8 protein-coding genes and 1 CRISPR repeat array (1 of these 9 cut by a window edge) are annotated in these 13,357 nt (G+C 40.4%); of the genes, 6 read left to right on the forward strand and 2 right to left on the reverse strand.

Going from position 1 to position 13,357, the window contains the following annotated elements:
- From VB654_RS14405 to accD, 5 genes are all read left to right on the forward strand, one after another.
- Window positions 1-390, forward strand: a 390-nt coding sequence (locus VB654_RS14405; protein WP_323214461.1) for an aldo/keto reductase, incomplete at its 5' end; no start/stop codon positions are given.
- Window positions 391-658: 268 nt separating this feature from the next.
- Window positions 659-1,747: a 3-isopropylmalate dehydrogenase gene (gene leuB, locus VB654_RS14410; protein WP_323214462.1), complete on the forward strand. Its 1,089-nt coding sequence runs from the start codon at window positions 659-661 to the stop codon at window positions 1,745-1,747.
- A gap of 101 nt (window positions 1,748-1,848) precedes the next feature.
- Window positions 1,849-2,109: a hypothetical protein gene (locus VB654_RS14415; protein WP_323214463.1), complete on the forward strand. Its 261-nt coding sequence runs from the start codon at window positions 1,849-1,851 to the stop codon at window positions 2,107-2,109.
- A gap of 112 nt (window positions 2,110-2,221) precedes the next feature.
- Complete coding sequence (locus tag VB654_RS14420) at window positions 2,222-3,160, forward strand: A24 family peptidase (RefSeq protein ID WP_323214510.1); 939 nt, start codon at window positions 2,222-2,224, stop codon at window positions 3,158-3,160.
- Between the two features lie 379 nt (window positions 3,161-3,539).
- Window positions 3,540-4,490, forward strand: coding sequence for an acetyl-CoA carboxylase, carboxyltransferase subunit beta (gene accD, locus VB654_RS14425; protein WP_323214464.1), 951 nt, complete (start codon window positions 3,540-3,542; stop codon window positions 4,488-4,490).
- 127 nt (window positions 4,491-4,617) lie between these two features.
- Here accD and VB654_RS14430 read toward each other — a convergent pair whose 3' ends face one another.
- Window positions 4,618-6,006: an MFS transporter gene (locus VB654_RS14430; RefSeq protein WP_323214465.1), complete on the reverse strand. Its 1,389-nt coding sequence runs from the start codon at window positions 6,004-6,006 to the stop codon at window positions 4,618-4,620.
- A 203-nt stretch (window positions 6,007-6,209) separates the two neighbouring features.
- On the opposite strand from VB654_RS14430, the gene VB654_RS14435 reads away from it, so the two are divergent.
- Entirely contained in the window at window positions 6,210-7,463 is a 1,254-nt protein-coding gene (locus VB654_RS14435; RefSeq protein WP_323214466.1) for an ABC transporter substrate-binding protein, read from the forward strand.
- Between the two features lie 233 nt (window positions 7,464-7,696).
- On the opposite strand, the gene VB654_RS14440 is transcribed toward VB654_RS14435, so the two are convergent.
- Window positions 7,697-8,326 carry a Uma2 family endonuclease gene (locus VB654_RS14440; RefSeq protein WP_323214467.1) on the reverse strand — a complete coding sequence of 210 codons (630 nt, stop codon included), beginning with the start codon at window positions 8,324-8,326 and terminating at the stop codon, window positions 7,697-7,699.
- Window positions 8,327-8,387: 61 nt separating this feature from the next.
- Window positions 8,388-13,357: a CRISPR direct-repeat array (repeat unit 37 nt; unit sequence GTTTCAATCCCTGATAGGGATTATTTGTAATTGCAAT); it runs 7,834 nt beyond the window's last position.

Genomic DNA, 13,357 nt, shown 5'->3' on the forward strand with positions numbered 1-13,357 from the left:
TATAATATTTCTATCTTGGCTTATTCACCCTTAGCGCAGGGATTGTTAACTGGGAAATTTCCCCCTGGTCATAAATTTGACCCAGCCGATAACCGTGCTAAAAATCAACTGTTTCAAGGCGAAAACTTGGAACGCGCCCAACAAGCTTTAGAAAAACTGCGTCCCATAGCAGTGCGTCATAATTGTAGCTTGGCACAGTTAGCATTAGCTTGGTTAATTGCCCAACCCCAAACCAGTGCTATAGCCGGGGCGCGTTATCCCGAACAAGCACAAGACAACGCCAAAGCTGTTGATATTCAACTTTCTCAAAGCGAACTGGCAGAAATTGATAAAATTGGGCGCATTGTTACCGACCATCACGATGAAAACCCTGTGATGTGGAATTGGTAGTTCGTAGTCAGGGCTTTAGCCCTTTTCTGTAAAATAGCGACGCTGAATGAAAACTGGGAAAGTATGATGTGGAGAGGACTAAAGTCCTCACTACAAACCTTTAAGAGAACTCCACAAAAAAGTTGATCCAAACCTTCTGCAACTAAAATGACCTTTCCTCCCCCTGTTTTTAAAACGACGGGATATTTTTTATTTGGAAGTCTCTAAGTGGGGAACCTAATTTAGTATGATGTTTAATCTACCAGCATTTACCCGATAAAAGTTAACTATGACCCAGAACTACCGCATTACCCTACTCCCCGGCGATGGCATTGGCCCCGAAATTATGGCCGTAGCGGTAGACGTGCTGAAAGTTGTCGGTAAGCAATTTGATCTGCAATTTGAATTTGCAGAAGCCTTGATTGGCGGTGCAGCAATTGACGCTACAGGCGAACCCCTACCAACCGTTACCTTAGATACTTGTCGCCATAGTGATGCGATTTTACTGGCTGCTATTGGTGGTTATAAGTGGGACTCCCTACCATCTAACTCACGCCCAGAAGCAGGTTTATTAGGACTGCGTGCAGGATTAGGCTTATTTGCTAATCTCCGCCCAGCCCAAATTTTGCCCCAGTTAATTGACGCTTCCACTTTAAAACGGGAAGTTGTGGAAGGTGTAGATATTATGGTGGTGCGGGAACTCACTGGTGGAATTTATTTTGGTCAACCCAAGGGGATTTTTATTACTGACACCGGAGAAAAACGCGGTGTAAATACAATGGTTTACACTGAATCAGAAATTGACCGAATTGGGCGCGTCGCCTTTGAAGCAGCCCGCAAACGTGCTGGAAGACTCTGTTCTGTCGATAAAGCCAATGTATTAGAAGTATCACAATTGTGGCGCGATCGCATGACTAAACTGGCTTCAGAATATCCCGATGTGGAATTATCTCACCTCTACGTCGATAACGCCGCCATGCAACTAGTACGCGCTCCCAAGCAGTTTGATACTATTGTCACAGGGAATTTATTTGGCGATATTCTTTCTGATGCCGCCGCCATGCTCACAGGTAGTATTGGAATGTTACCCTCTGCTAGTTTGGGTGCTTCTGGCCCTGGTGTCTTTGAACCAGTCCACGGTTCGGCCCCCGATATCGCCGGACAAGATAAAGCTAATCCTCTAGCTCAAGTTTTAAGTGCAGCCATGATGTTACGCTACGGTTTAAACCAACCCCAAGCCGCAGACAAAATAGAACAAGCTGTATTGCAAGTTTTAGCCCAAGGCGATCGCACAGGTGATATTATGTCCCCTGGGATGAATCTCTTAGGTTGCCGTGCTATAGGGGCATCACTAATTAAAGCTATGGAAAAATCATAAATTTCCACCTTAATTTGTCCCAATTTTGGCAATTTGGCAACTTTTTCTGAAGGTATCAGATAAACTAAAGACAAATCTAGCACTTTATATAACAGTCGATAGTGTACGCATTACGACAAGAACAAGCAAAATTTACTGCCCCCAAAAACCAACCTCCTTTGATTGATCCAGCCTTAATCAGAGCAGCAGGGCAGATTTATTACATCCACTGTGAAGTACATCCTGAAATAGCTGGACAACCTTCAGGAGTAGCAATTAATCAAGTTACTCATCGCGGTAAAGTGATTTTCACTCAGCAACCAGTGCTATTACCACAAGAATGTTTTGTCCCCTTAAGTCAAATTGAATCACATATGTATTAGTCATGGCTTGACTTTTGACAAAACATATACACTCTAAAAGTTTCCTGACATTTCTGCACTGAAAAACAGAAACTCAGGTTAGAGTAGTGTATGCAAAATGACAAAGGACTATATGCACATTTTGATGGTCGTCCCGGCGAGTATCATTGTTTTTGTGCTGGGTGCATCTATCGGCAGCTTTATTAATGTTGTAGTTTATCGATTACCGGCTAGGTTATCAGTTTTGTGGCCGCCTTCTCGCTGTCCTCGTTGCTTCAACCAGCTTAAAGCTCATGATAATGTTCCGGTGCTGGGATGGGTATGGTTAAGAGGGCGATGCCGTTATTGTAAAACCAAAATTTCGATCCGTTATCCTGTGGTAGAGGGGATAACGGGAATAATTTTTTTGATTATATTTTGGGAATTTCAAGTTTCAATTACTACAATTAGTTACTGGGCGTTTTGTAGCTGGCTATTGGCCTTATCTCTAATTGATTTGGATACAATGACCTTACCTAATGTCCTGACTAAATCGGGTTTAGTTGTAGGGATTTGCTTCCAAATGGCTATGGGGTTTTTTTTACAAGGGGGTTGGATTGGCTTAATCAATCACCTGATGACCAGCATAGTGGGAGCAGTATTAGGATTATGGCTGTTTGATGCGATCGCTTTGATAGGTTCTATGGCCTTGGGTAAAACTGCAATGGGTGCAGGTGACGCGAAATTAGCCGCCATGATGGGAGCATGGTTAGGTTGGAAGTATTTGTTGTTAGCGAGCTTTATTGCCTGTGTAGCGGGTGTAATCATAGGTGGTAGTGCAATGTTGCTATCACAGCAAAGAGTTGGACAGAAAATACCTTTTGGTCCTTTTCTAGCTTTAGGAGCAGTAATCACCGTATTTAGTGGAGAATTGATTCTATCCACCTACCTGGACTTATTCTTAGTCATTAGTCATGGGGAAGTTACCTTCTTCTCCCCCCTCGCCCTGCACTCTGCACACCACGCCTTCGCCTCTATTTGTAACCGTCATTACCCCATACCCCTTTTACCTTTTGGTAATATCAGCTTGTAATTGGTATCACGATCCTTATAAAGAATAACCATTGGCTACTTTATTCTCAGCACTCAGCACTTTCTTGACTCAGCACTTTCTTGACTCAGCACTCAGCATAGCAAGAGGCTTGTGTTAGCATCAGCATTTTCGTTAAGCTGGCAACCACAGATAAAAAATCAGGTCTGAATTGCTGATCAGCTTAGTTTGAGATGTAGTCAAGATTCAAAAGCTAAAATGGGGTGTTATTTGCATTTGTACAAGAGCAAATCTGGAGACTTTAAAAGCGGAGGTCAAGAGTCACCATTAAGTTGCTCTAGACTTAGAACTTTTTTACCTGGACATCCCATAGTGGCTTGATATGTTTTCAAACCTCATACCCACTTAAAAAAAAGATAAAATGGCAAACAACGAAGAATCACGTGGTTTAAAGTCTCTATTAGATTGGTTTGCAAATCGAAGAAAATCAGGACCTACCAATTTAGAACGCCAAGAACGGGAAATTGCTGATGGACTATGGCACAAGTGTCCCAAATGTGGCGTATTGACCTATACAAAAGACCTGAAAGCTAACCAAATGGTCTGCGTTGAATGCGGACATCATAATCGAGTCGATAGCGATGAGCGTATTCGCCAGTTGATAGATATTAATACTTGGCAACCCATAGATGAACATTTGCGACCCACTGATCCCTTGCAATTTCGCGATCGCAAACCCTATAGCGATCGCCTGCGGGAAATGGAAGATAAACTGGGCTTAGTAGACGCAGTTAAAACCGGTTTGGGTCAAATCAACGGTTTACCCATAGCCCTGGGTGTAATGGATTTCCGCTTTATGGGCGGTAGTATGGGTTCAGTGGTTGGTGAAAAACTTACCCGCTTGATTGAACAAGCAACTCAACGACGCTATCCTGTAGTCATCATTTGTACCTCTGGTGGCGCGAGAATGCAAGAAGGAATGCTTTCCTTAATGCAGATGGCTAAAATCTCCGCAGCCTTAGAACGCCATCGTCAAGCCAAACTACTGTACATCCCCATTTTGGCAAATCCCACCACAGGCGGCGTTACCGCTAGTTTTGCCATGTTGGGAGATATTATTATTGCAGAACCCAAAGCAACCATTGGTTTTGCAGGTCGGCGAGTGATTGAGCAAACCCTGCGCGAAAAACTACCAGAAGATTTCCAAACCGCAGAAGATTTGTTAAAGCATGGTTTTGTAGATGATATTGTATCCCGCACGCAATTAAAGAACACCCTTACCCAGCTAATTGCATTGCACCAACCCCTACCAACTACACACCCGATGGTGATGTGGGAAACCATGAGTTTGACTTCTACAGTCGCTGAATAGAAGCAGGGGAGCAGGGGGGCGGAAGTCAAAAGTCAAAAGTCAAAAGTCAAAAAACTTTGTATATAGGCTTTTCATTGACTGTAAATGAGGAAAATACTTCACCCCTGCTTCCGCCCTACGGTTCCCGTTACTCCCGCAAAAATATCATGGGTACAAGTGCAACTAAGCGCAACAAACCAGAAAGGGCAAATAATCCTAAGAAACCGCCACAATTGGTAAACTGCGCGAGCAAACTGCCGAGAGTTGTGCCTAAAGCACCACCAGCCCCAGCCATAGCAGCTGCGATCGCAAAGTAGATAGACTGATTTTTAATTGGTACAATCTCTAACTGCATATTGTTCGTACACAAGTCAATAGCTGCCCAAGTCCCTCCAGTTAAAATATGTAACAGGGGTAGCCATAGCCAAAGTCCCAGGTGATTAGTACTAATCTCAAACCACAACAGTGGGGTAACTGCAACCAGAATTCCTACAAATATCAAAATCGGACGATTACCAATTTTATCTGCCAATTTTCCCCACAGGATCAACATCAACAAATTCGCCCCAGCTTGGAGACTGCTGTAAAGTGATACCCAACTGATATCTAGATTCAGTGTATCTAGCATATACAGAGTGAAAAAAGGGGCGCTGAGATTAACCGCAAACATCCAAAAGCTGAAATATAGTAAAAAGATCAAAAAATTAGTATTTTTCCAGATGCTGCTGAATAGCTGGTTTTGGGCAGGAATGCTGTTGGATGAGCAAATTAATTCACTACTAAATTCATCTTGTACAGGGTAATTGCAAACCGTATTTTGTAATTGTGGATTCACATCTACTTTAAAATACTGACATCCTAATCCTATAATGCCAAATATAATACCTATTAATAATACAACTCCATAACCTTGTAAAGTCCCGCCTTGCCAATGGGAGATAGCTAAACCCGCTAACGGTAAACACAGTAAATTTGTTAAACTAGCAGCACTATTACGTATACCAAAATACCTACCTCTTAATTTTTGGGGAACTATCATGGCTAACCAACTCAGCCAAGATGCGCTTCCTAGTCCCCCTAAAAGATGGCTGAAAAGGACAATTGAAAGCGTCAATACTACTAGCTGATGGGAAGTTACACCTCCCCACTGCCAACCTGCAATACCTAACACTAAAATGAGCCACAGTAACCGCCCCAGTCCGTGAGTCTGTATGGAATATTGAAAGCGACTGGTAGTCCGTTCTGAGATGTAAGCGCCCAAGGGTTGAATTAGATTTACCACCATTGGAATTGAGGATAGCATTCCAAATACTACTGGACTGGCATCTAATTCTACTAAGAAATTACTCAGTAAAATTCCGCCGGTAGTGAGGGAAAAAATTGTTGCGAAAACTGCATCCAGAGTTGAGGCCTTTAAACTGGTGCGAATCTCATTTTTGGCAATTCGAGGAACCGAAGAGAGTTCTGTTGGCGGGGAGGTAATCTGGGGAATTTCCAGCGTTACTGTTGCAGTTGTTTTAAAATTAACAGAAGTCACGTCGCTGCGCTCCGAATTTAAAATTCAAAATTCAAAATTCAAAATTAAATACCCCACAGAGAAATCCGGGGGCTTGTATCCTTTTTTCCTTGGCAATAATTCATTATTTTACATTGTATTTCTCAATAAAAATACAGATTACTGAAATATAAATTTACAGAATTAGACGATATAAGTTTAGATGAAAGAGCTGGTATTTGTTTGTGAGCAAAAAAAGCTGGATAAAATTTTTCACTCTGGTAATCGCGATCGCGATCGCTGTGATCAGTTACCATAGTTTTCAAGCATCAAAGTCTCCAACCAGCGCCGTGACTATTAAACTCAGTGGTTGGGCTGGTAATCCGGTAGAACAAAACTTATTAAGACAGTTATTACAAGATTTTGAAGCACAGCATCCAGATATCAAGGTGAGATATGAGGTAATCTCTGATCAATACATGGATGTGATCACTACTCGCTTGATTGGGGAAGCTGCGCCGGATGTGTTTTATCTGGAATCCTTGGAAGCTCCTTTCTTTATGGGTCAGAATATCCTAGAACCGTTGAATTCTTACATTACCCCCGAATTTGACCTAGAAGACTTTGAGGACAGCTTGCTGGATAATTTCAAAAACGAAAATTATATCTATGGTCTGCCGAAAGATTATTCCACTTTGGCACTGTTTTATAACAAAAAAGCCTTTACATCCGCAGGTTTAAACCGTCCTCCTAGAACTTGGGATGAATTACGCAGCTACTCCCAGCAGTTGACAGGGAAAGTCAACAGATATGGCTTTGGAGTGAGTCCAGAGTTGAGTTATCAAGCTTACAAAATTGCTGCTTTTGGAGGAAAGGTGGTTGATGAAAATGGTTATGCGGCTTTTGCAACTCCTGAAGGTTTGCAGGGATTACAGTTGGTGATAGACCAGTATCAAAAAGATGAGACTTCTGCCCAGGCTACTGATGTTGGGACTAATTCAGGCACGGAAATGTTTGGTCAAGGTCGGGTGGGGATGGTGATTGAGGGTAATTGGGCTATTCCTTATTTGGAGACGACTTTTCCACAACTGGAGTTTGCGACGGCAGAAGTACCTACTATTAATGATAAAAAAGGTACGATGGTTTTTACTGTGGCTTATGTGATGAATAAGCAGTCACAGCATAAGGCCGCAGCTTGGGAGTTGATTTCTTTTCTGACGGGTAAGGAAGGAATGGCAAAATGGACGGGTACGGGGTTTGCTTTGCCTACAAGAAGATCGGTAGCGGCTAAGTTAGGTTATGATCGGGATGCTTTGCGATCGCCTCTTGTGGCTGGTGTGGATTATGCGACAATGTGGCAGTTGGGTAATTATCCCGGTGCGATCGCTAATAATTTTGATAATCAGTTTCTTAGTGCTTTGCTTGGGCAACAATCTTTAAAGTCGGCTATGGTACGGGCGCAAAATGCTGCTAATCAGCAAATTCGTGCTAGGGAATAAGTTTTTTTCACCTCACGCACCAGACGCAGAGGCACAGAGAGTTAGAGTTTTTCAGTTATCGTTGGGTAGCTGTGAAAACCTATAATAACAAGGTTTTTGGGTATTGGTTTTGTTTCCTTAAACTGGAATTCTGTTCTTATTTTTTGACTGAATGAAGTACATCATAGCCCCCTCCTCGCTTGCGGTGAGGGGGTTGGGGGTGGGGTTCTTGTATCTCACTTAACTGATAACCCCTATACCAAGGTTTTGAGTTGTTGCAACATTTGACTTGTTCCCTCATCAATGGCTTTTTGCACCAGATGGGGAATAATTTCTGTGATGGGTAAGTTGGGAAAGGTGGGACTAACAGCAGATTCTAAGTATCTGTCACTTTGAAGGATGTAAATTTTTAACGCCGAGTTACTGTATATCCATACTTCGGGAACGCCCAGGGCTGTGTAAGCATCAAGGGTAGTTTTTGAGGTAACATCAGATTCAATTGACAAGTCAGGGGGAGGATAGATATTTAAGTCCATTTGGGTACATCCTTTGACTTGGTGAGCATTTTGGATATAAAAGCAGGTATCTGGTTCAATTCCCGCAATATCTGGACGTTTAAAGGTTGTAGAGCCGAAATCCTCCCAGTTGCGTCCTTGAATTTCTAAGATTGTGGTGATGATGTAAGCAATAATCCGGTGGGGACGCTCATGTAATGCTAGGGGGGACATGATTTCTAAAGTTCCTCGGTAATAAGCAATGCGGGTGTGACGTTTTTCACCTAAGTCCGCGAGAAGTCCCTCAAAGTCGTCCCAGGAGAGGTTATGAATGGCGATGTGGCTACCGGGAGCTAATTCTATGGCTTGAATGGGTATAGTTACTGTCATTCTCTTCTCTGTGTTAGCTGCATTGCTGTTTCTACTTTAAACGCTGTGCGAGAAGTAATAAGTTTCAATCCCTGATAGGGATTATTTGTAATTGCAATAAGTAATTTGGCTTCGCTTACGCTTGCGGGACAAAGGTTTCAATCCCTGATAGGGATTATTTGTAATTGCAATGGTAGTAATCTCTCACAGATTTCCTCGATTCTTCGTGTTTCAATCCCTGATAGGGATTATTTGTAATTGCAATGAGCATCGCTATATTCCAAGAACTACTGGAGTCTGTTTCAATCCCTGATAGGGATTATTTGTAATTGCAATGCAGATTGGATATATTGCCACTGCCCTTGCATGGTTTCAATCCCTGATAGGGATTATTTGTAATTGCAATAGTCATTTATACCAGAAATATTTTTTCTAATACTGATGTTTCAATCCCTGATAGGGATTATTTGTAATTGCAATGTGTTGCGATAGGAAGGTTTCAAGAATTACTTTCTGTTTCAATCCCTGATAGGGATTATTTGTAATTGCAATGTAATCCTGCCAGATTTGCGGTAGAGGGCTATCGTGTTTGTTTCAATCCCTGATAGGGATTATTTGTAATTGCAATTCTATGGGAGCAAATCATCAAAGATGAAGCGAAGCGTTTCAATCCCTGATAGGGATTATTTGTAATTGCAATATGGATAATTTTCTTGCGCCATCAGGATGAATAAGTTTCAATCCCTGATAGGGATTATTTGTAATTGCAATAATATCGATTGAAGGATTTTGAACTACTGCATATAGTTTCAATCCCTGATAGGGATTATTTGTAATTGCAATTAGTAAGTATAGCAAAGGCGATCGCCTAGTCCTGGTTTCAATCCCTGATAGGGATTATTTGTAATTGCAATACCAGATACTTCCATAGCAGATGCAATTTCCGCATTAGTTTCAATCCCTGATAGGGATTATTTGTAATTGCAATTTTGACGGCTTCTAGATCCGAGCAAATATATTTGTTTCAATCCCTGATAGGGATTATTTGTAATTGCAATCTGATTACTTGATTCAACGTGCTGAGATTGCTGAGTTTCAATCCCTGATAGGGATTATTTGTAATTGCAATTCGGGTTTGTTGGTGACGGCGCTGTGCTGGTTGAGTGGGTTTCAATCCCTGATAGGGATTATTTGTAATTGCAATCTGCCCAGCCCGACCTGCTTGGCGATGATGTCACGGTTTCAATCCCTGATAGGGATTATTTGTAATTGCAATAAGAGGTGGAGAAAACCACACGTACCGAAGAAATCAGTTTCAATCCCTGATAGGGATTATTTGTAATTGCAATAGTTTTTCTGTTAATTTTGGCGATCGCACCATGAAGTTTCAATCCCTGATAGGGATTATTTGTAATTGCAATCTAACACTAGATAACGTCAAAGCATACGCAATTGAAGTTTCAATCCCTGATAGGGATTATTTGTAATTGCAATTTACCATCTACTGTTCCTGTAGCTTTCCAGGCTTGTTTCAATCCCTGATAGGGATTATTTGTAATTGCAATAAATTATGATCATACAGGGTTCGACCCGTGTACATCTGTTTCAATCCCTGATAGGGATTATTTGTAATTGCAATCCAACCAGCAGAACCAGAAAGAGGAACCAACCCCCGTTTCAATCCCTGATAGGGATTATTTGTAATTGCAATACAAAAATAAAAATGATATTAAATTTGATATTGTGCTGTTTCAATCCCTGATAGGGATTATTTGTAATTGCAATTTTCTCGAATTAACTGGCGAAGATGCCGAGATATTGTTTCAATCCCTGATAGGGATTATTTGTAATTGCAATTGACCTGATTTTTCAGAGTAATGGTCAAGCAATCGGGTTTCAATCCCTGATAGGGATTATTTGTAATTGCAATGATGATTGCCACCTTTGAGGAACTACTGGAATCTGTTTCAATCCCTGATAGGGATTATTTGTAATTGCAATCTATTTTGTGCTATTTCTACAGCGCTAACAGAAGGTTTCAATCCCTGATAGGGATTATTTGTAATTGCAATGCTAAAGGCTATTACTTAGATTACTCTAGCTATAGGTTTCAATCCCTGATAGGGATTATTTGTAATTGCAATTATTATTTAGAATCTTTTGCTGCTGCTGGTTTAAGTTTCAATCCCTGATAGGGATTATTTGTAATTGCAATAAGTAAATATAGAGAAATTAAAATCTCTCCCCCTGGTTTCAATCCCTGATAGGGATTATTTGTAATTGCAATCAATAGGGAGTTGGTCGCTTGGAAGTGTTACGGGAAGTTTCAATCCCTGATAGGGATTATTTGTAATTGCAATATGGTTGCAAATGGAGAGTTTGGGTTGGTTCGTCCAGTTTCAATCCCTGATAGGGATTATTTGTAATTGCAATGGTTTCCCCCTTACTAGTCCCGAAAGTCAAGGTTATGTTTCAATCCCTGATAGGGATTATTTGTAATTGCAATGTCTTAGCAGTCATCGAATAAAATTCAAAATCACGTGTTTCAATCCCTGATAGGGATTATTTGTAATTGCAATTTTTGGGCAGTATTCAGCGAATCTAAAAAGAATGGAGTTTCAATCCCTGATAGGGATTATTTGTAATTGCAATAGTAGGCGCGAAGGTGGTTTTTGAAGCCACAGCAGTTTCAATCCCTGATAGGGATTATTTGTAATTGCAATCTTAAAGATTGGTTCAACTTGTTGCCACAAAGCAATAGTTTCAATCCCTGATAGGGATTATTTGTAATTGCAATACACCCTAGCTAACGAATCAATCCTTAATGCCCACGTTTCAATCCCTGATAGGGATTATTTGTAATTGCAATAGTTGTTGCGCTACGAACCAACCCCGCTTTTCTTTGTTTCAATCCCTGATAGGGATTATTTGTAATTGCAATTAATTTGCAAAGGCTTGTCTTCTCGCTATGATTTGGTTTCAATCCCTGATAGGGATTATTTGTAATTGCAATTATCCTCTAAATCAGGGTCGTACAATTTACAAGTGTTTCAATCCCTGATAGGGATTATTTGTAATTGCAATGATATTGCAAATGCCGGAATCAGTGATTTGGCAACGTTTCAATCCCTGATAGGGATTATTTGTAATTGCAATAAAAAGTAAAATTAATTATAGCTTGATAGTGTTTGTTTCAATCCCTGATAGGGATTATTTGTAATTGCAATTAGAGATAGAGTACAGCCACTAATATTTCGAGTCTGTTTCAATCCCTGATAGGGATTATTTGTAATTGCAATATGGTTTTGTTAAGGGTGTTTCTCTGATAGAGGGGTTTCAATCCCTGATAGGGATTATTTGTAATTGCAATGAAAAACGAGTATGAGTTGCGGGGGATTTAAATGGTTTCAATCCCTGATAGGGATTATTTGTAATTGCAATCTTTTTATCTTCGGTATTGGGGGAGGGGGTAGTTTCTTCAGTTTCAATCCCTGATAGGGATTATTTGTAATTGCAATCAATTCTTTCGCCCTAGTAATGGGTTCAAGTGCAGTTTCAATCCCTGATAGGGATTATTTGTAATTGCAATAGCATCCTCTGTTTATTCTTTGGATACAGATAAACGTTTCAATCCCTGATAGGGATTATTTGTAATTGCAATGTTTGTGGGACGACTAATCCCGATTTAAAAATTCGTTTCAATCCCTGATAGGGATTATTTGTAATTGCAATAAAAGCTAATTCAACTTTTTTTGGGACTTCCTGTAGGTTTCAATCCCTGATAGGGATTATTTGTAATTGCAATAAATACTTCCTCAACCCCCCGCATCCCATTAGCGTTTCAATCCCTGATAGGGATTATTTGTAATTGCAATGTAATCAGCGCAATTTAACACCTCCTCCATTCGCAAGTTTCAATCCCTGATAGGGATTATTTGTAATTGCAATCTGAGTACTGAGTACACATTACACCAATAAGTTAAGGTTTCAATCCCTGATAGGGATTATTTGTAATTGCAATAATTTAGTCAATGTTTTTCGTGGGGGCAAGCCCGGTTTCAATCCCTGATAGGGATTATTTGTAATTGCAATCCCTTGCCCGTTTAGGTTGGGATTGGGAAAGCCTGTTTCAATCCCTGATAGGGATTATTTGTAATTGCAATAGAAAGAGTTTGAATATTGGGATGCATACCTTAAGTTTCAATCCCTGATAGGGATTATTTGTAATTGCAATAAATGCTAGTAATCGTGTCCCAATGTTTACCTATAGTTTCAATCCCTGATAGGGATTATTTGTAATTGCAATCTGTCACAATAACAGTTATCGCAAGTGTAGCCGTCTACTAAGTCTTTTCTGTTTCAATCCCTGATAGGGATTATTTGTAATTGCAATTTTAGGAATATATAGTACCCACGTAATCAGAGTAGAGTTTCAATCCCTGATAGGGATTATTTGTAATTGCAATCTATTGGTAGTAACCTATTGTCCGGGTTTAAGAAAGTTTCAATCCCTGATAGGGATTATTTGTAATTGCAATAACTCAAAACCCGGCCGGTTTTCTTTAGATTCTTTAGTTTCAATCCCTGATAGGGATTATTTGTAATTGCAATGATATTCCCGCCGGTGTAATTCAAGAGTTAATGGGTTTCAATCCCTGATAGGGATTATTTGTAATTGCAATCTTTGATTGGGATTCGCTCTAAATCCCTAATCGGAGTTTCAATCCCTGATAGGGATTATTTGTAATTGCAATGTGACCCCTCCGGAAATAAGTGGTACGCTCAATGCGATTTCGTTTCAATCCCTGATAGGGATTATTTGTAATTGCAATAACACGGATTCAAGGCTGAGGGTGTCGAGCCATTGTTTCAATCCCTGATAGGGATTATTTGTAATTGCAATTCGTGTAACTTATCCTAAGTGGCGTTCTATTCGTAGTTTCAATCCCTGATAGGGATTATTTGTAATTGCAATTTAAGCCTACTAATGCTTCAATTAAGCTAAATCAGTTTCAATCCCTGATAGGGATTATTTGTAATTGCAATCTAACC

It is taken from the genome of Nodularia sp. UHCC 0506, assembly GCF_034931045.1.
In the GTDB taxonomy this organism is placed as follows: domain Bacteria; phylum Cyanobacteriota; class Cyanobacteriia; order Cyanobacteriales; family Nostocaceae; genus Nodularia.